Below are 17,777 nucleotides of genomic sequence, written 5' to 3' on the forward strand. Positions count from 1 at the left end.
TGGAACGTATCAGCTTCGTTCGCCGCTGCAAAGCCGGCACGCCGGCTTTCACCGGTTGCGATGCAGGAGCTGAGCCGTGGACGGTGGGATTTTTGATCTCAAGAACGAGATCCCGGACTGTTGATCTCGGCATCCGGAAAGATCTGCACCTTCGGTGCACCGCACAGGCTCAACCGTTTGCGACGCTCAGATCGCCCGGGTCACGACCTGTGCCGCGACCGATACCAAAAGGGCAGCCAAAGCGACGGCCGTGCCAAAACGCACGATCTTCATGCGGCGCCCGCGTGCGCCATCCCAATCATAGCCCATCATTGCTCTCCCCTCGGCATCATGCCTGACAGGATGGTGGCTGGATTTGGTAACGGGGGCGTAAACTTATGGACGCTATTTCTGAGCGTCGATGGCGCGCCTCTGCACGCGAGGTGCTGGCCGTGGAACGTACCTCCCGCCCGCGCAATCGGGCGCGAACGGAAGGCGGTTCGCCTCGGCCGCCCGGCGGTCGGGTCGGCCGTTGGACATCGATGTTCCGGGAAGCGGGCGTCACGGCCGCGTCAGCAGCATCGAGATGCCCTGTCCGACGCCGATGCACATGGTGGCGACCGCACGCTTCGCATCTTGCGCCTCGAGCTCCAATGCCGCCGTCAGCGCCAGGCGCGCGCCGGACATGCCCAGCGGATGGCCGAGCGCGATGGCGCCGCCATTCGGATTGACGTGGGGCGCATCGTCGGCAAGCCCGAGTTGACGCATGCAGGCGAGAGCCTGCGCCGCGAAGGCCTCGTTCAGTTCGACGATATCGATGTCGCCGATGCCAAGGCCAAAGCGCTCCAGGAGCTTGCGTGTGGAAAAGACCGGGCCGATGCCCATGATGAGCGGCGCAACACCCGCGGTTGCCATCCCGTCGACCCGTGCGAGAGGCCGAAGGCCGTAGCGCTCGACGGCGCGGGCGGAGGCAACGATGAGCGCGGCCGCGCCATCGTTGACGCCGGAGGCGTTGCCGGCGGTCACCGAGCCATTGACGCGGAACGGCGTCGGCAGGCCGGCAAGCTTTTCGATCGTCGTTTCGCGCGGATGCTCGTCTCCTTCGACGAGCGTCGTCTCACCCTTGCGTCCCTTGATCGCGTAGGGAGCGATTTCGCGGGCGAACCGGCCGCTCTTTTGTGCGGCCGCGGCACGCGCCTGGCTGCGCAGCGCAAAACCATCCTGGTCGGCCCGCGAGATTGAAAACTCGGCGGCGACGTTCTCAGCCGTCTCCGGCATGGAGTCGATGCCGTAGAGGTCCTTCATGACGGGATTGACGAAGCGCCAGCCGATGGTCGTATCGTGGATTTCGGCGCTGCGCTGAAACGGGCCTTCGGCCTTCGCCATGACGAAGGGCGCGCGCGACATGCTCTCGACGCCGCCGGCGACAACGATCTCCGCCTCGCCGAGCCGGATCGCGCGGGCGGCATAGCCGACTGCATCCAGCCCGGAGCCGCAGAGCCTGTTGATCGTCGTTCCGGCAACCGTATCCGGCAATCCCGCAAGCAAGGAGGCCATGCGCGCGACATTGCGGTTGTCTTCGCCCGCCTGGTTGGCACAGCCGAGCACGACCTCGTCGACCGCTTCGGCCGGCACGGACGCAACACGCGCCAGCGCCTCGCGGATCACGTGGGCCGCTAGATCGTCCGGGCGCACGCTCGCGAGCGCGCCGCCATAACGGCCGATGGGGGTGCGGACGCCGCCGACGATATAGGCTTCACCCATGGGATTTGTCCTTGCTTTGCTCTGCGGCGAACATTGGCCCGCCCTTGTGTGCGGGAAAGCCGTAGCCGTTGATCAGCACCAGATCGATGTCACCGGGGCGTGCGGCAATGCCTTCTGCCAGCAGGGCCGTTCCCTCGTCGGCCATCGCCTTCAAAAGCCGGCTCATGATCTCGGCCGCGGTGAAATCGCGCGGCGTGATGTTCTTCACCGCTCGCGCCGCTTCGATCACCGCCGTAACCTCGGGATCGGCGGTGCGCTCGCCATCGGGATAGGCGTACCAGCCGCGCCCGCTCTTGCGGCCGAGACGTCCCGCTTCGCAGAGCCTGTCAGCGATCTCGACATAACGCGCGGCGGGGTCGCGTGTCGCCGCCTGGCGCTTGCGGCGCGCCCAGGCGATCTCGAGCCCGGCCATGTCGTTGACGGCGAAGATCCCCATCGGAAAACCATAGGCCTCGAGCGCGGCATCGATCTCCTGCGGCAGTGCCCCATCCTCCAGCATGAACTCCGCCTCGCGGCGATAGGCGGAGAAGATGCGGTTGCCGATGAAACCTTCGGTCACACCGCAAACGATCGGCAGCTTGCCGAGGCGTTTGACGAAGGCAAGGGCCGTCGCCAGCACGTCGGGCGCTGTCCTGGCGCAATCGACGACTTCGACGAGCCGCATGACGTTGGCGGGCGAGAAGAAGTGCAGGCCGACAACGCGCGAGGGATCGACTGTCGCCGCGGCAATCGCATCAGGGTCGAGGTAGCTTGTGTTGGTTGCGAGAATGGCGCTGGGGGCGACGATGCCGTCGAGCCTCTGAAACAGCTCCGTCTTGACCTTGATATCGTCGAACACCGCTTCGATGACGAGGTCGGCATTCCCGAGGTCTTCCGCTTCTGTTGTTGTCTGCAGCCGCGCGAGGCAGTCGTCGCGGCCGCCCGCCGTCAGCCGTCCGGAGCGCACGGTCCTGTCGAGGGTCTCGGTAGTGCGTGCCCGCCCGCTGGCGGCCGCTTCTTCCGTCTGCTCGAGTGCCACCACGCGATAGCCGGAGACCAGGGCGGAGACGGCGATACCGGATCCCATCAACCCCGCGCCAACCACGCCGACCGTCTCGATCGGCCTGGGCGATACCTTGTCGAGTCCCTCGACCTTGCCGGCGGCGCGCTCGGCAAAGAACACGTGCCGGAGGGCCGCGGACTCTGCTGAATCACGCAAACGCAGGAAGCTTGCCCGTTCCTCCGTCAGCCCTTGTTTCAGGTCGACTTCGCCGGCTGCCTTGACGAGGCGAACCGCCTCGGTGGGAGCCGCTTGGCCCCGGGCTTTTGCCAGGACCTTTGCTTCCGCCGCGCTGAGCGCGGCGGCGTCCGCCGAGGGAACGGCGATCATGCCGGTCCGACGGAGCGGCTTGCCGACATGTTCCTGCACAAAAGCCAGTGCAGCATCTACCGGATCGGCGGCAATGCTGTCGGCAAGGCCAAGCGTCACAGCTTCGGCCGCCTTGACGGCCCGTCCGGTACCAATGAGATCGATCGCCGCGATCATGCCGACCAGACGCGGCAGGCGCTGCGTGCCGCCGGCGCCCGGGACAAGGCCGAGTTTGACTTCGGGCAGACCGAACGATGCCTTCCCGCCGGCAACGCGGCCATGGCAGGCGAGCGCTACCTCGCAGCCGCCGCCAAGGGCCGCACCATTGACGGCCGAGACGACCGATTTGTCGAATGTCTCGATACGCTCGATCACCTCCGGAAGCGTCGGCTCGATCGGTGGTTTGCCGAACTCCCTGATATCGGCGCCACCGATGAAGGTGTTGCCGGCGCCCGCGATCACGACGCCTGCGACCGCTGGAAGATTGGCCGCATGATCGAGCGCCGCCACCAGGCCGGAGCGAACATGCGCGGAGAGTGTGTTGACGGGCGGGTTATCGATGGTGACGACGAGGACACCCGCTTCAAGGCGGGCGGAAACGCTCTCGGAAAATCGGATCTCGGCCATGTCGGCAAGCCTCAATCAGGAACGACGGCGGTGGCCTGGATCTCGATCTTGGCGCGGTCTTCGACGAGCGCCACCACCTGCATCGCGGCCATGGCCGGGAAATGCCGGCCGATGATCTCGCGATAGGCCTGGCCGATGCCGCGAAGGTTGCCGACATATTCCTGCTTGTCGGTGAAGTACCAGGTCATCGTGGTGATGTGATGCGGCTCGGCGCCGCCGGCGGCGAGCACCGCGACGACGTTCTTCAGCGTCTGGCGCACCTGCTCGACGAAATCGTCGGTCTCGAACTCGGACTGCGCGTTCCAGCCAATCTGGCCGCCGACGAAAACGGTGCGGCCCGTTGCAGCCACGCCGTTGGCATAACCGATGGGCTTTGCCCAGCCTTCAGGTTGCAGGATGGTGTGCATCGGTCGTCTCCAGATGTTGTGTCAGCGCAGCGCGGATGTCGTCCGGCCATGCCAAAGAAGCGTGATTGTCGAGCGAGGTGGCAACGACCCGCTGTTTCGCCGTCCAAAGCACGGTGTCTCTGGCCAAGACCCTATGCTCCATATCGAGCGACGACCGGCCGATACCGCGGACCGCCAGCGCAAAATCGAGCTCGTCGCCCTGGAAGCCGGGGCGAACGAAGGTGAGATCGAGGCGCACCGTCGGCACGCCGATGCGCCGCTCGTCGTTCATCGCCTTCCAGGGAAAGCCGAGCGACGCGAAGAAGTCCTCCGTCACCCCGACAAGGATGTGGAGGTAGGACGGGAAATAGGCGATCCCCGAGGGATCGCAGTCTCCGAAACGCAGCGGTCTCTTGGTCCTGAACATGGATCCGACCTCAGTTCGCGAAAGCGGCGATGCCGGTGATGGCGCGACCGAGGATCAGTGCGTGGATGTCGTGCGTGCCCTCATAGGTGTTGACCACTTCGAGGTTGACGAGATGGCGGGCCACCGGAAACTCGTCCGAAATGCCGTTGCCGCCGAGCATGTCGCGCGCGATCCTGGCGATCTCCAGCGCTTTGCCGCAGGAGTTCCGCTTGAGGATCGACGTTAACTCGACCGGCGGATTTCCCTCGTCCTTCATCCGTCCGAGGCGCAAACACCCCTGGAGACCAAGAGCAATCTCCGTCGCCATGTCCGCGAGTTTCTTCTGGATCAGCTGATTGGCGGCAAGCGGCCGGCCGAACTGCTTGCGATCGATGACGTATTGGCGTGCCGACTCGTAGCAGGACTCGGCTGCACCGAGGGCGCCCCAGGCGATGCCGAAACGGGCGGAGTTGAGGCAGGTGAAGGGGCCTTTCAGCCCAGCCACATCAGGCAGCATGTTTTCGTCCGGAACGAAGACCTCGTCCATGACGATCTGGCCGGTGATCGATGCCCGCAGACCCACCTTGCCGTGGATTGCCGGTGCGCTCAGACCCTTCCATCCCTTTTCGAGTATGAAGCCACGGATCGCGCCATCGGCGGTTTTTGCCCAGACGACGAAGACGTCGGCGATCGGGGCGTTGGAGATCCAGGTCTTGGAGCCGGAGAGCAGATAACCGCCGTCGACCTTGGCCGCTTTGGTGATCATTGACCCGGGATCGGAACCATGGTCGGGTTCCGTCAGGCCGAAGCAGCCGATCTTGGTGCCGGCAATCAGGCCAGGCAGGTATTTGCGCTTCTGGTCTTCGCTGCCGAAGGTGTAGATCGGTACGATCACCAGGGAGGACTGCACGCTCATCATCGAGCGGTAGCCGCTGTCGATGCGCTCGATCTCGCGGGCGATCAGGCCGTAGGAGACATAGTTGAGGCCGGCCCCACCATACGCCTCTGACACCATCGGCCCCAGCAGGCCGAGTTCGCCCATCTCGGCGAAGATCGACGGGTCGGTCTTTTCGTGGCGGAAGGCCTCCTGCACGCGCGGCGCCAGCCGATCTTCGGCATAGCCTTGCGCGGTGCGCCGCACCATGCGTTCTTCCTCGGTCAACTGCGCATCCAGGTTGAATGGATCCTGCCAGTCGAATGACGCCTTCGAACCATGCATGTTCGACATCCCCTTCATGATCGGCCCTTCATCAGCTCGCGGCCGATGATGAGCTTTTGAACCTCGGTCGCGCCCTCGTAGATCCTGAGCGCGCGAATCTCGCGATAGAGCCGTTCGGTGATTTCGCCGACGCGCACGCCGCGACCGCCAAAGAGCTGCAGGGCCTGGTCGATGACCCATTGCGCGTTCTCGGTCGCGGTCATCTTGGCCATCGCCGCCTCGCGCGTCGTCGGCCGCTTCCGCACGTCGCGTTGCCACGCTGTGCGGCAGGTGAGAAGTGCCGCAGTGTCGATTGCGGTCGCCATCTCGCCAAGCGTGCTTTGCGCCGTCGGCAGATCGGCAAGGGTCGCGCCGAACATCTTGCGGTTCTTTGCATGCGCCACTGCCTCGTCGAGCGCGCGGCGGGCAAAACCGATCGCCGCCGCCGCGACGGACGGGCGGAAGATGTCGAGCGTGCGCATGGCGATCTTGAAGCCTTCACCGGGGGACCCGAGAAGCTGCGAGGCCGGGATGCGGCAATTGTCGAAGCGGAGCCGAGCAAGCGGATGCGGCGCGATCGTCTCGATGCGTTCGGCGATTGTGAAGCCGGGCGTGTCGGCGAAAACCACGAAGGCGGAAATGCCGCGTGTGCCGGGCGCTTCGCCGGTGCGGGCAAAGACGGTGTAGACGTCGGCAATGCCGCCGTTCGAGATCCAGGTTTTCTCGCCATCGAGCACGAAGTGATCACCGTCGCGGCGAGCTGCACAGGCCATCGCCGCCACGTCCGATCCCGCCTCGGGCTCCGATAGGGCAAAGGCGGAAATCCACTCGCCGCGGGCGACCTTCTGCAGAACCGTCCGCTTCAGCGCCTCGGGGCCGGAAAGGCTGATCGCGCCGGTGCCGAGCCCCTGCATGGCGAAGGCGAAGTCGGCAAGGCCGTCGGTATAGGCAAGGGTCTCGCGGATGAGGCAGAGCGCGCGGCTGTCGATCTCTTCGCTCACGCCGCCGAAGGCTTTCGGCACGCAATGGCGAAGCACGCCTGCCCTGCCCAGCGCTGCGACCAGATGTTGGCAGGCTGCATCGGCATCTGCATGATCAATTCCGCCGAGGCCGCCACGGGCTACGAAGTCATCCAGCTCAGTGGCAAGCGCGCGGTGGCTGTCGTCGTAGAACGGCCAGTCGAGATGGTCGCGTGTCGGCGAGCCCAGAACCGTATCATGGGAACCCATGCTTAGTTCCCCTTGAATTCCGGCTTCGCCTTGGCGGCAAAGGCCTCGAAGGCGCGGCGGAAGTCGCCGGTCGCCATGCAGATCGCCTGAGCCTGGGCTTCCGATTCAATCAGTTGGTCGATGCCCATTGCCCATTCCTGGTCGAGCATCTTTTTCGTCATCGCATGGGCGAACCAGGGGCCGTCGGCGATGCTGCGCGCGAACTTCTGCGCCTCGCCAAGCAGCGACGGGCGTTCGTGCAGCGCGTTGTAGAAGCCCCAGGCATGTCCCTCCGTCGCGGTCATCACCCGCCCGCTGAAAAGCAGTTCTGTCGCGCGGCCCTGGCCGATGATGCGGGGAAGAATGCCACAGGCGCCCATGTCGGCACCCGCCAGCCCGACACGAGTGAAGAGAAAGGCCGTCTTTGCTTCCGGTGTGGCCACGCGGAAATCGGAAGCCATCGCCAGGATCGCCCCGGCGCCGGCGCAGATACCGTCGACCGCAGCGATGACCGGCTGGGGGCAGGCGCGGATCTGGCGCACCAATTCGCCGGTCATGCGGGTGAAATCCAGGAGATCGGGCATCGACATGCGCGTCAGCGGTTCGATGATCTCGAAGACATCGCCGCCCGAGGAGAAGTTGTCGCTGGCGCCGGTCAGCACCACGGCGCGCACGTCGCTGGCGCGGGCGAGTGACCGGAAGAGATCGCAAAGCTCCTCGTAGCTCTCGAAGGTCAGCGGGTTCTTCTTTTCCGGGCGATTGAGCGTGATTGTGGCGACCCGGCCGTCGGCATCCGTTTCGAACAGAAATTGCTTGGCCTTGTGGTCCTTGAAGGCGCGCTTCTTGGCCTGCATCGGGTTTGTCATCTTATCCTCCAAGAACTTCGCCGCCGGCGACCGCAATCGCCTGGCCGGTGATCGCCGTCGCTCTTTCCGAAACCAGCCAGGAGACCGTGTGGGCGACCTCGTCGGGCGTCACCAGGCGCCCCTGCGGGTTGGAACGGGCAAGGCTGGCACGGGCTTCCTCGCGCGAGCGACCGGTCTTTTCGCTGATCGTATCGAGCGCGCCGTCGATCAGCGGTGTGTCGGTAAAGCCGGGGCAAACGGCATTGACGGTCACGTCGGTGCGGGCAAGCTCGAGCGCCAAAGCGCGCGTCAGGCCAACGACACCATGTTTCGATGCACAATAGGCCGAAACATAGACATAGCCCGTGAGACCCGCCGTGCTTGCCACATTGACGATCCGGCCGTTTCCGGCCCGGCGCACGGAGGCAAGCGCTGCCTGCGTCACCAGAAAAACCCCGGTCAGGTTGATCGAGAGCACGCGCTGCCAGAGTGCGAGATCGGTCTTCTCGAACGGGGTCGAGGGTGCCTCGCCAGCGCAGTTGACGAGAACGGCGATCTCTCCGGCTTCAGCGATCGCGGCCGCAATGCCCTGCTCGACGGCCTCCGGGTCGGTTACATCGAAGCCGCCGTGGACAAGGGCTTGTCCGCCCGCAGCAGCGATTTCGTCCCGTACGGCTTCGAGCGGCATAGCGCGGCGTCCGGCGAGGCTGACGACATGGCCTTCGGCGGCGAGCGCCAGCGCGATCGCCTTGCCGATACCGCTGCCGGCGCCTGTGACGAGGGCGTGCCTCTTGCTCATGGCTTGCCCGCCGAACTCGCCGCACGCGCCAGGTTGTTCACATATTGCGCCCGGGCGGAGTGGTACTGCTTCGGCCAGGGCTGGCCGTCATAGCCGATCTTTGCCGCCTCATGCATGACGAAGGAGGGGTCAGCCAGATGCGGACGCGCAATCGCGCAGAGATCGGCACGGCCGGCGGCGATGATCGAATTGGCGTGGTCGGCTTCGGAGATCGCCCCGACGGCAATGGTCGGAACCTGGATCTCGTTGCGGATCTTGTCGGAAAATGGCGTCTGGAACAGCCGGCCGTAGACCGGCTTTTCTTCCTTCACCACTTGACCGGACGAGCAATCGATCATGTCGGCGCCGGCCTCCTTGAACAGACGGGCGAAGATCGTCGCGTCCTCGGGCGTGTTGCCGCCCTCGTGCCAGTCGTGCGTCGAGAGGCGCACCGACATAGGCCTGTCATCTGGCCACGCCTTGCGGACCGCGCGGAAGACTTCGAGCGGGAAGCGGGCTCGCGCCGCATGATCGCCGCCATATTCGTCGGTGCGCAGATTGGTGAGCGGCGACAGGAAACTCGACAGCAGGTAGCCGTGCGCCACGTGCAGTTCGAGGATGTCGAAGCCGAGATCGCGGGCGCGTTCCGTCGCCTGGACGAAGTCGGCGACGACGCGGTCCATGTCGGCACGGGTCATTTCGCGCGGCGTGTCGGAATGCTTGAGATAGGGCAGGGCGGACGCGGAAATGAGCGGCCAACCGCCCTGGTCAAGGGGCTGGTCGATCCCCTCCCAGGGCACCTTGGTCGCGCCCTTGCGCCCGGCATGGCCGAGCTGGATGCCGATCTTGGCGGGGGTTTGCTGGTGCACAAAGTCGACGATGCGCTTGAAAGCTAATGTCTGCTCGTCGTTCCAGAGCCCTAGGCATCCGGGCGTGATGCGGGCATCGGCCGAGACGCAGGTCATTTCCGGGAAGACGAGAGCAGCCCCTCCCATGGCGCGTGCGCCGAGATGCACCAGGTGAAAATCGTTCGGCACGCCGTCGGTCGCCGAATACATCGCCATTGGCGAAACCACGATGCGGTTCTTGAGCGTCAGGCCGCGGAGCCGGAATGGCGTGAACATCGGCGGCGGGACCGCCCCGTTTGCGGCCGGCTCGACGCCGGCGCGTTCGGCAAACCAGCGCTCGAAGCTTTCGAGCCAGTGCTTGTCGCGCAGGCGAAGGTTTTCGTGGCTGATGCGCTGCGAGCGGGTCAGCATCGAATACATGAACTGTTCGGGCTCCAGCGTGTCGGCATAGCGCGTGCCGACCACTTCGAACCATTCCATCGCGTTGCGGGCCGCATTCTGGATGCGGGCCACATCGACGCGGCGCACCTCCTCATAGGCAGCGAGCACCGCGGGGATATTGGCCTTGTCGTGGCCGAGGATGTCGAACTGCCGGGTGAGCTCGATCGCATCGTCGATCGCAAGCTTGGTGCCTGAGCCGATGGCGAAGTGGGCGGTGTGAGCGCTGTCGCCCATCAAGACGACGTGACTGCGGCCGTTGAAGTGGCTCCACTTCTCGCAGATCAGCCGGCCGAAGTTCAGCCAGGCGGAGCCGCGCAGGTGCCGCGCATTGGTCATCAGCCTGTGGCCGTCGAGGGTTTCGGCAAAGAGCTTCTCGCAGAACGCGATCGACTGCTCCTGGTCCATCCGGTCGAGGCCATGGGCCTTGAACACTTCGTCGGTGGTCTCGACGATGAAGGTCGAGGTGTTTTCGTCGAAGCGGTAGATATGTGCCTGGAACCAGCCATGTTCGGTGCGCTGGAAGTCAAAGGTGAAGGCGTCGAACTTTTTGTTCGTGCCGAGCCAGACATAGCGGTTCGGCCGAACGACCATGTCGGGCCGGAAGACGTCTGCATACTTGTTGCGAATCCGCGAGTTGACACCATCGGAGGCAATGATCAGGTCCGCATCGGAAAACTGCTCGTCACTTTCGACGTCCTGCTCGAACAGGAGCTCGACGCCGAGTTCGAGGCAGCGGTCCTGGAGGATGTTGAGCATCTTCTTGCGGCCGATGCCGACGAAGCCATGGCCGGTCGTGCGGATCTTGCGGCCCTTGAAGACCAGCTCGATATCGTCCCAGTGGTTGAACGAGACCTCGATCGCCTCGGCCGTCTCCGGATCCCATTGCCGCATCGACTGCATGGTCTGATCGGAGAAGACGACGCCCCAGCCGAAGGTATCGAAGGCGCGGTTCCGCTCGACGACGGTGACGTGGTGTTCCGGGTCCTGGCGCTTCATCAGCAGCGCAAAATACAGGCCCGCCGGCCCGCCACCGATACAGACGATCCGCATATGGTTCTCCTCCCGAGCTCCGGCTGCGCGTGTCGCCGTCGAGATGCCGTTGGCCGTCATCCCGGACTGCTGGAACAGGTTGGACTCGTTCGGGAGAAATTTCAAGCTTAAAATTGTTTGGACAAATGCGACGCCAGCGCGCGCGTCGAAGACGACGCGGAGACGTCGTGCTTGTTTCGGAAGTTCTCGAGGGGGAAGGAAGGGCGAGCGCCTCAGCTATTGCGCGCCAGTGCGGCGATAATGGACCGCTTGAGCTTGGCAAGCTCGTCCATCAGCACGCTGCTGTCCTGCGGCGAAACACCGGCAAACAGCTCGGAGATCCAATCGGCATGCGTTGCTGCCATCTTCTCGAATTCGGCACGGCCGAAGGGCGTCAGCGCGATGACCTGCACGCGCCGATCCGTCGGAAGCGTCGTGCGGCTGATATGGCCGCTCTCGGTCAAGCGCTCCACCAGCACCGTGATGTTGCCGGGCGAAACCATCATGCGCTTCGAGACTTCGCCAAGCACCATGCCGTCGGGCGCGCGTTCGAGCTGGGCCATCAGGTCGAAGCGTGGCAGGGTCGAGTCGAATTCTTCCCGGAGTCTGCGGCGAATCTCGCTCTCGACCAGCGTCGAGCAGGTCAGCAGGCGCAGCCAGAGTCTCAGCTCGGCGCGGTGATCGCCCGGAGCCTCGAGCGCCTTGGTCTCGCCATCCACCCATTCCGGCGAAGTGTCGATCTTGTCTTCACCCATCATTCCCAATGTCCGCTTCTAATCCTGCGCAAATCGGCAGGCTCTTCCTGCTTTTGCTTTTAAAGGCGTTTGCGGCTCTTGGACAGGCTGTCATGGGCCGTCATTTGGACGCAAGCCCGGGCGCCGCCTGTCGCGTGGAAACCGAGGCGCGCCCGCCGTCCTCGGATTGAACATAGACGTTGACGGTAAAGCCGATGTGGTCCGCCATCAGCACCTTGGCGCGCTCGATGTCGCGATCGAGTGCCGCCTCCATCAGCTCGGTGTGATGCGTGATCGCCATGGCATCCTGCAAGGCTGCGACGGCCTCCTCATAGCCCTCGCTCATGCCGGCGGCAGCCCTCATCGTCGGGGCAAGGCTTAAGAAACGATGGTGGCGCCGAAGCTGATCGGAGATCGTCGCCTGAAAGCGCGCGAGCCAGTTCGATTGCGCCGCGCTGATCAGTGCCGCATGGAAACCGGCGTGCTTTTCGTCCCACTCGTCGACCTCGCTTTCGGAGAAGTGTTCGACGGAGACCTTGCAGCGGGACAGCCGATAGTGCGCCGTGACGACGGCGGATTCCCATGCGCTGTCACCGTTTTCGATCGACTCGATCAACAGTGGCATTTCCACCGCGAGGCGCGCGCGGGTGAGATCATCCAGCTCCTCGCGTGACACCGGTGCGACGGCAAAGCCGCGATTGCTGATCGCCGTGACGAGGCCTTCTGCCTCCAAACGCGACAGCGCCTCGCGCAGAGGCGTCCAGCCGATCCCATAGCTCTCGCGCAGCGCGCTCAGCTTCATTGGCGCACCGGGCTTCAGCCGCGTCGCCAGAATGTCGCGGCGTAGCAACCGGTAGGCCGATTCCGTTTTGGTCGACTGTTCGTGGTCCTGCATCACGTTCCCTTAGCGCCCGCATCGGATCGATACAAATATATATAGTTCTGCCTCGATCGTGGAAATATATATATTTGTTTGACAAGAACTCCGACCCTCGCCATCATCCCCCGCACGCCGCCGAGGAGGGCGGTAACGCTCGTCAGATTCTGGGAGGGATTATGAGCAAGAGCACTTGGCTTTCGGGGTTGGTCGTCGCCGGCGCAATGGCATGGGGACTGGGAACGGCTGCCGCCGATCCGATCCGCATCGGGATCGCCAATTTCGGCGAACATCCACAGTTGAACGCGTCGATCGCCGGCTTCAAGAAGGCGCTGGCTGAAAACGGCTTCGTCGAAGGCAAGGATGTCGTCTACACCGAGAGCCACACCAACTTCGACGCTTCGCTCGTGCCGCAGATGATTGCCAAGCTGCAGGCCGAGCAGCCGAAGCTGGTCTACACGATCACCACGCCCGTGTCGCAGATCGCCAAGAAGGCGCTTGCCGGCTCCGGTATTCCGGTCGTCTTCTCCGCCGTTACCGATCCGGTTGCCGCGAAGCTCGTTCCATCCTGGGAGGCGGGTGATGATGGCATGACCGGCGCGACGGACCTTCAGGACGTGGCCGCCGTCATGGCCTTTACCCGTAAGCTCCTGCCGGAAGCCAAGCGTTTCGGCGTGCCCTACAACCCGGGTGAAGCAAACGACACGGCACTGCTCGACAAGATCAAGGAAGCAGCCCCTGCCGCCGGCTTCGAGGTCGTGGAGGTCGGCGTCGACAACGTCAACGACATCCAGCAACGCATCGCCTCCTTCGCCGGCAAGGCCGATGTGATCTACACGCCCGCGTCCAACCTGCTGCAGCCGGCGATCGGCGCCGTTTCGGCGGCCGCACGCCAGGCGCAGATCCCGATCGTCAATTCCGACGACGGCGCCGTCCGCGATGGCGTCGTGCCGGCAAGCTTTGCGGTCAACTACGAGCAGGTCGGCGTCAATGCCGGCAAGATTGCAGCGGAGATCCTCAAGGGCACGGACCCGAAAACCATCGCGCCGTCGCGTCCGGCCTATGAAGATCACGCACCGCTCATCTCGAAAAAGGCGACGGCCGCCTTCAGTATCGAAGTACCAGCGGCGCTCGCTGGCGAGTGCAACTGCGTGGTCGACTGATTTCCAGTTGGTCTCAACAGTGACGGCGCCAAGAGCGCCGTCACGCCATGGTTAGGGGGAGCCAATGCTGGAAATCAGATCGGCCCGCAAGGTTTTTTACAAGGGGCAGGCGGACGAAAAGGTCGCGCTTGACGGCCTCGACCTCAGCCTTGCTACAGGCGAGTTCGGCGTCGTCATCGGCTCGAACGGCGCCGGCAAGAGCAGCATGCTCAATGCCATCTCGGGCGCGCTGGTGCTCGATTCAGGCCAGATCGTCATCAACGGCGACGATGTTACGGCAATGCCCGTCCACAAGCGTGCCATGCGGCTTGCCCGCGTTTTTCAGGACCCGATGCGCGGCACCGCCGCCAGCATGACGGTCGCGGAAAACATGCTGCTTGCGGAGCTTCGCAGCAACAAGCGCACCCTACGCCGCGGGCTCAATGCGACGCGGCTTGCCGCCTACAGGGAACGACTGTCGCTGCTGGGGCTTGGTCTTGAAAACCGTCTCGACACGCGGGTGGAGTTGCTCTCCGGCGGCCAGCGGCAATCGCTGTCCCTGATCATGGCGGTTGGCGGCGAACCGGAGCTGCTGCTGCTCGACGAACATACCGCAGCACTTGATCCGCGCACCGCCGATATCGTCATGCAGGCGACAATCCGCGCGGTCGAAGCCTTGAAGCTGACGACGCTGATGGTGACGCACAACATGCAGCACGCGGTGGATTTCGGCCACAAGGTCATCATGCTCGATGCCGGGCGCGTGCGTCTCGAAATCGACGGCAAGGACAAGGCCCAGACGACGGTGCCGGACCTGATCGGCCATTTCTCCGTCAAAACCGACCGCATGTTCCTGGCGAGCTGACGATCATGGATATTCTTCAAAACACCCTGGCGAGCTTCATCTCGCTCGTTCCGGTGACGCTGGCGCAGAGCCTGATCCTCGCCTTCGTCGTGCTCGGGATCATGATCCCGTTCCGCATGCTGAGCTTTCCGGATCTGACCAGCGAAGGCGCGTTCCCGCTTGGCGGCTGCGTCTGCGGCGTCCTTATGGCGGCCGGCATGTCGCCGCTTGCCGCAATCGGCATCGCGCTCGTCGCCGGCTTCGTCGCCGGCTGCTGCACGGCCTTCATTCATCTTCGGTTCCGGATCCACACGCTGCTTGCCGGCATCCTGATGATGACGATGCTCTATTCGATCAATCTCAGGATCATGGGCCGATCGAACCTCTCGGTCTTCGGCGCTCCGACGGTCTTCGACTGGGCGCCGGGGCTGCAGCCGGGCTTCCCGGCAAGCAAGATTGTCGTCGCCGGGCTGATTGCGCTCATCGTCTTCTTCCTGCTCTATCACTTCTTCCGGACGGAGAAGGGCACGGCGGTGCGCGCCGTCGGCGCCAACCCCGACATGGCGGAAGCGCAAGGCATCAATGTCTGGCTGGCGACGATCGGCGGCGTAGGACTTGCGGGCGCGTTTTCGGCCGCAAGCGGCGCGCTGATGGTGCAGTCGCAGGGCTTTGCCGACGTCAACATGGGGCTTGGCATCCTGATCAACGGACTTGCAGCGCTGATGATCGGCGAAGCGATCGTCGGCAAGCAAAATGTGCTGCGCCAGCTCGCAGCCCCCTTTGTCGGCGCGATCGTCTACTATCAGCTGGTCTCCTTCTGCCTGGCGGCCGGCATGCCGCCGCCGGATCTGAAACTTGCGACCGGCCTGTTCGTTCTCGCCATGCTGGCTCTTCCGAGCCTCAAGCGAAGCCGCGGGCCAGCACCCGCCCGCGAAACCGTTCGCGAATAAACAAGGACCACCTTCATGAATGCAGTTCCTGATTTTGCTGCGATCGAGGCCATGGATGCAGCCGATTGGCTGCGCCCCATGCGCGAGCGCTTCATCCTGCCGCCGGGCCTCATCTATCTCGACGGCAACTCGCTGGGCGTCGCCTCGACCGCCGCCTTCGACGAACTGCGCAAGGCCGCGACCGAGGAATGGGGCCAGGATCTCATCCGTAGCTGGAATACGGCAGGCTGGTTCGACATGCCGCTTGCGCTCGGCGATCGGGTCGGGCGGCTGATCGGGGCCGCCGCCGGCCAGACGGTCGTCTGCGACACCACGTCGATCAACATCTACAAGGCCTTGCATGCCGCCATGGCCTTGCGACCCGATCGTTCGGTAATCGTAAGCGAGGGCGGCAGTTTCCCGACCGACCTTTACATGGCCGAGGGTGTGGTCTCGACCCGTCCCGGCGCTTCGCTGCGTCTCGAAGGGGTTGATGCGCCCGAGATCGAGGACCTGATCGACGGCAGCGTCGCCGTGGTTCTCGTCAACCACGTGAACTACAAGTCCGGCGTGTTGCGTGACATGGCGGCGTTGACCCGCAAGGCGCAGGAGCATGGCGCGCTGGTCATCTGGGATCTCTGCCATACGGCCGGCGCCCTGCCGGTCGATCTCGACGGCGCCAATGTCGATTTCGCCGTCGGCTGCACCTACAAATATCTGAACGGCGGCCCCGGAGCCCCTGCCTTCATCTATGCGGCCACCCGTCATCACGGCGACATCCGTCAGCCGCTGAGCGGCTGGTGGGGGCACGCCCGCCCGTTCGCCTTCGAACAGCACTATGCCGCCGGCGAGGGTATCCGTCGCTTCCTCTGCGGCACGCAACCGATCCTTTCGCTTCGCGCGCTCAAGGGCGCGCTCGACGTCTGGGCCGAGGTCGACATGGCGGCGTTGCGCGAGAAGAGCATCCGGCTCACGGATCTCTTCATCACGCTCGTCGAGGCGAAATGCGGCGCCTATGGGCTGGAGCTCGAAAGCCCGCGCGACGGCGCGAAGCGCGGCAGCCAGGTTTCGTTCAGCCATCCAAACAGCTACGAGGTCATGCAGGCGCTGATTGCCCGCGGCGTCATCGGCGATTTCCGCGCGCCCACCACCATGCGCTTCGGCTTCACGCCGCTCTATGTGAGCTATGCCGACGTCTGGCGGGCGGTTGAGATTCTGGAAGAGATCCTCAGCACCGGTGCATGGGAGGACGCGCGTTTCGCGGTCCGGGCAGCCGTGACCTGAGTGATGGCGCTGACGGACTGCGGGCGGCATTTCGCCCGCAGCTTCTGTTCAGGCGCAGATTAAGGTCGCCGCCCAGCAGCGGACTGGTTCGGGGCCATCGTGCCCGAAGGTGAGCGGACGGAAAACGGGGGACTTAAGCAATGACTGCGCCACACCGTCCGACCCCGAATGAAATCGCCGAAGCCCGCCAGCGCATTGCGCCGCACTTTAAGCGCACGCCGCTGGTCAGGCTCGACCTCGGACTTCCTAACCGGCAGATCTTCTTGAAACTGGAGACTTTGTCTCCGATCGGCGCCTTCAAGCTTCGCCCGGCGCTGAACGCAGTCTTGTCGCGCGATCCCGCGGCTCTGCGGCAGGGCGTGGCGGTCACCAGTTCCGGCAACATGGCCTATGGCATGGCCTGGGCTGCACGCCTCGTCGGCGCGCCGATGGTTGCCTACATGTATCGCGGCGCGCCGCAGACCAAGATCGAGGGCGTGCGCGCGCTTGGCGGCGAGGTGCGCTTCGTCACCCGAGAAACGTGGTGGGATTACATCACCGGCGCGGACCGGCCGGACGCGCCGGAACTGCTGATCAATCCGGTGACGGATCAGGCGGTGCTTGCCGGCAACGCTTCCATCGGCATGGAAATCGCCGAGGATTTGCCCGATGTCGACGTGGTGCTCACTCCCTATGGCGGTGGCAGCTTGACCACTGGGGTCGCAAGTGCCGTCAAGATCGCTTCCGACCGCCGCCGTGTCTTTGCGGTCGAGGATGACAGCGCTGCCCCGGTTTGCGCCGCCCTTGCGGCAGGGCGGATCGTGACGGTGGAAATGCGCCCCTCGTTCATCAAGAGCATTGGCGCGCCGTCGTTGGTGCCTAAGCTTTGGCCGGTCGCGCGCGAGTTGATCGATGGCGCGATTGCCGTCAGCCCGGCTCAGGTGACCGATGGGATGCGGCTGTTGTTTAAGAAGGCGAAGATCGTCACCGAAGGAGCAGGCGCTGCCTCGCTCGCCGCCGCGATCGCGCGGCCGGACCTCAAGGGAAACGTCGTCTGCGTGATCTCCGGCGGCAACATCGACGCGGCGGCCTATTCCGTGGTGCTCGGCGGCGGCATTCCCGCAGCCTGAC

The 17,777-nt window shown here is 64.4% G+C and carries 17 protein-coding genes; 5 read left to right on the forward strand and 12 right to left on the reverse strand.

Features of this window, described 5'->3' with window-relative positions:
* Window positions 1-186 precede the first annotated feature (186 nt).
* The 12 genes from AC0C6X_RS14315 to AC0C6X_RS14370 form a co-directional block, all read right to left on the reverse strand.
* Window positions 187-309, reverse strand: coding sequence for a hypothetical protein (locus tag AC0C6X_RS14315; RefSeq protein WP_282439093.1), 123 nt, complete (start codon window positions 307-309; stop codon window positions 187-189).
* A gap of 231 nt (window positions 310-540) precedes the next feature.
* Window positions 541-1,743, reverse strand: a complete 1,203-nt coding sequence (gene pcaF, locus AC0C6X_RS14320; RefSeq protein WP_472953685.1) for a 3-oxoadipyl-CoA thiolase — start codon at window positions 1,741-1,743, stop codon at window positions 541-543.
* A complete protein-coding gene (locus tag AC0C6X_RS14325; protein WP_472953688.1) occupies window positions 1,736-3,718 on the reverse strand; it encodes a 3-hydroxyacyl-CoA dehydrogenase NAD-binding domain-containing protein in 1,983 nt (660 codons plus the stop codon). Before AC0C6X_RS14325 ends, pcaF begins: the two co-directional genes overlap by 8 nt.
* A gap of 11 nt (window positions 3,719-3,729) precedes the next feature.
* Window positions 3,730-4,125, reverse strand: coding sequence for a RidA family protein (locus AC0C6X_RS14330; RefSeq protein WP_173519042.1), 396 nt, complete (start codon window positions 4,123-4,125; stop codon window positions 3,730-3,732).
* On the reverse strand, window positions 4,103-4,531 hold the full coding sequence (locus AC0C6X_RS14335) for an acyl-CoA thioesterase (RefSeq protein ID WP_472953690.1): 429 nt from the start codon (window positions 4,529-4,531) through the stop codon (window positions 4,103-4,105). Before AC0C6X_RS14335 ends, AC0C6X_RS14330 begins: the two co-directional genes overlap by 23 nt.
* A 10-nt stretch (window positions 4,532-4,541) precedes the next feature.
* Window positions 4,542-5,729: an acyl-CoA dehydrogenase gene (locus tag AC0C6X_RS14340; protein ID WP_472953691.1), complete on the reverse strand. Its 1,188-nt coding sequence runs from the start codon at window positions 5,727-5,729 to the stop codon at window positions 4,542-4,544.
* 14 nt (window positions 5,730-5,743) lie between these two features.
* On the reverse strand, window positions 5,744-6,937 hold the full coding sequence (locus AC0C6X_RS14345) for an acyl-CoA dehydrogenase family protein (RefSeq protein WP_472953693.1): 1,194 nt from the start codon (window positions 6,935-6,937) through the stop codon (window positions 5,744-5,746).
* A 2-nt stretch (window positions 6,938-6,939) separates the two neighbouring features.
* On the reverse strand, window positions 6,940-7,782 hold the full coding sequence (locus tag AC0C6X_RS14350; RefSeq protein WP_472953694.1) for an enoyl-CoA hydratase family protein: 843 nt from the start codon (window positions 7,780-7,782) through the stop codon (window positions 6,940-6,942).
* Between the two features lies 1 nt (window position 7,783).
* A complete protein-coding gene (locus tag AC0C6X_RS14355; RefSeq protein ID WP_247958782.1) occupies window positions 7,784-8,560 on the reverse strand; it encodes an SDR family NAD(P)-dependent oxidoreductase in 777 nt (258 codons plus the stop codon).
* On the reverse strand, window positions 8,557-10,878 hold the full coding sequence (locus AC0C6X_RS14360; RefSeq protein WP_472953799.1) for a bifunctional salicylyl-CoA 5-hydroxylase/oxidoreductase: 2,322 nt from the start codon (window positions 10,876-10,878) through the stop codon (window positions 8,557-8,559). The genes AC0C6X_RS14355 and AC0C6X_RS14360 overlap by 4 nt, the downstream gene beginning before the upstream one ends.
* 212 nt (window positions 10,879-11,090) lie before the next feature.
* A complete protein-coding gene (locus AC0C6X_RS14365; protein WP_247958780.1) occupies window positions 11,091-11,615 on the reverse strand; it encodes a MarR family winged helix-turn-helix transcriptional regulator in 525 nt (174 codons plus the stop codon).
* A 97-nt stretch (window positions 11,616-11,712) separates the two neighbouring features.
* Window positions 11,713-12,486, reverse strand: coding sequence for a GntR family transcriptional regulator (locus AC0C6X_RS14370; RefSeq protein WP_247958779.1), 774 nt, complete (start codon window positions 12,484-12,486; stop codon window positions 11,713-11,715).
* Window positions 12,487-12,647: 161 nt separating this feature from the next.
* Between AC0C6X_RS14370 and AC0C6X_RS14375 the strand changes: the two genes are divergently transcribed.
* The 5 genes from AC0C6X_RS14375 (at window position 12,648) to AC0C6X_RS14395 (ending at window position 17,776) form a co-directional block, all read left to right on the forward strand.
* Entirely contained in the window at window positions 12,648-13,631 is a 984-nt protein-coding gene (locus AC0C6X_RS14375) for an ABC transporter substrate-binding protein (RefSeq protein ID WP_173519035.1), read from the forward strand.
* 64 nt (window positions 13,632-13,695) lie between these two features.
* On the forward strand, window positions 13,696-14,475 hold the full coding sequence (locus AC0C6X_RS14380) for an ABC transporter ATP-binding protein (protein ID WP_173519034.1): 780 nt from the start codon (window positions 13,696-13,698) through the stop codon (window positions 14,473-14,475).
* Window positions 14,476-14,480: 5 nt separating this feature from the next.
* Complete coding sequence (locus tag AC0C6X_RS14385) at window positions 14,481-15,404, forward strand: ABC transporter permease (protein WP_472953697.1); 924 nt, start codon at window positions 14,481-14,483, stop codon at window positions 15,402-15,404.
* Between the two features lie 15 nt (window positions 15,405-15,419).
* Complete coding sequence (gene kynU / locus AC0C6X_RS14390) at window positions 15,420-16,667, forward strand: kynureninase (RefSeq protein WP_472953700.1); 1,248 nt, start codon at window positions 15,420-15,422, stop codon at window positions 16,665-16,667.
* Window positions 16,668-16,807: 140 nt separating this feature from the next.
* Window positions 16,808-17,776: a threonine ammonia-lyase gene (locus AC0C6X_RS14395; protein WP_247958775.1), complete on the forward strand. Its 969-nt coding sequence runs from the start codon at window positions 16,808-16,810 to the stop codon at window positions 17,774-17,776.
* Window position 17,777: the final 1 nt, after the last annotated feature.

The sequence above is a fragment of the Ensifer sp. VA4 genome (assembly GCF_055710065.1).

Coding starts and splice junctions, on each gene's coding strand:
- AC0C6X_RS14315 (WP_282439093.1), bottom strand. CDS start 309: ATGGGCTATGATTGGGATGGCGCACGCGGGCGCCGCATGAAGATCGTG.
- pcaF (WP_472953685.1), bottom strand. CDS start 1,743: ATGGGTGAAGCCTATATCGTCGGCGGCGTCCGCACCCCCATCGGCCGT.
- AC0C6X_RS14325 (WP_472953688.1), bottom strand. CDS start 3,718: ATGGCCGAGATCCGATTTTCCGAGAGCGTTTCCGCCCGCCTTGAAGCG.
- AC0C6X_RS14330 (WP_173519042.1), bottom strand. CDS start 4,125: ATGCACACCATCCTGCAACCTGAAGGCTGGGCAAAGCCCATCGGTTAT.
- AC0C6X_RS14335 (WP_472953690.1), bottom strand. CDS start 4,531: ATGTTCAGGACCAAGAGACCGCTGCGTTTCGGAGACTGCGATCCCTCG.
- AC0C6X_RS14340 (WP_472953691.1), bottom strand. CDS start 5,729: ATGCATGGTTCGAAGGCGTCATTCGACTGGCAGGATCCATTCAACCTG.
- AC0C6X_RS14345 (WP_472953693.1), bottom strand. CDS start 6,937: ATGGGTTCCCATGATACGGTTCTGGGCTCGCCGACACGCGACCATCTC.
- AC0C6X_RS14350 (WP_472953694.1), bottom strand. CDS start 7,782: ATGACAAACCCGATGCAGGCCAAGAAGCGCGCCTTCAAGGACCACAAG.
- AC0C6X_RS14355 (WP_247958782.1), bottom strand. CDS start 8,560: ATGAGCAAGAGGCACGCCCTCGTCACAGGCGCCGGCAGCGGTATCGGC.
- AC0C6X_RS14360 (WP_472953799.1), bottom strand. CDS start 10,878: ATGCGGATCGTCTGTATCGGTGGCGGGCCGGCGGGCCTGTATTTTGCG.
- AC0C6X_RS14365 (WP_247958780.1), bottom strand. CDS start 11,615: ATGATGGGTGAAGACAAGATCGACACTTCGCCGGAATGGGTGGATGGC.
- AC0C6X_RS14370 (WP_247958779.1), bottom strand. CDS start 12,486: ATGCAGGACCACGAACAGTCGACCAAAACGGAATCGGCCTACCGGTTG.
- AC0C6X_RS14375 (WP_173519035.1), top strand. CDS start 12,648: ATGAGCAAGAGCACTTGGCTTTCGGGGTTGGTCGTCGCCGGCGCAATG.
- AC0C6X_RS14380 (WP_173519034.1), top strand. CDS start 13,696: ATGCTGGAAATCAGATCGGCCCGCAAGGTTTTTTACAAGGGGCAGGCG.
- AC0C6X_RS14385 (WP_472953697.1), top strand. CDS start 14,481: ATGGATATTCTTCAAAACACCCTGGCGAGCTTCATCTCGCTCGTTCCG.
- kynU (WP_472953700.1), top strand. CDS start 15,420: ATGAATGCAGTTCCTGATTTTGCTGCGATCGAGGCCATGGATGCAGCC.
- AC0C6X_RS14395 (WP_247958775.1), top strand. CDS start 16,808: ATGACTGCGCCACACCGTCCGACCCCGAATGAAATCGCCGAAGCCCGC.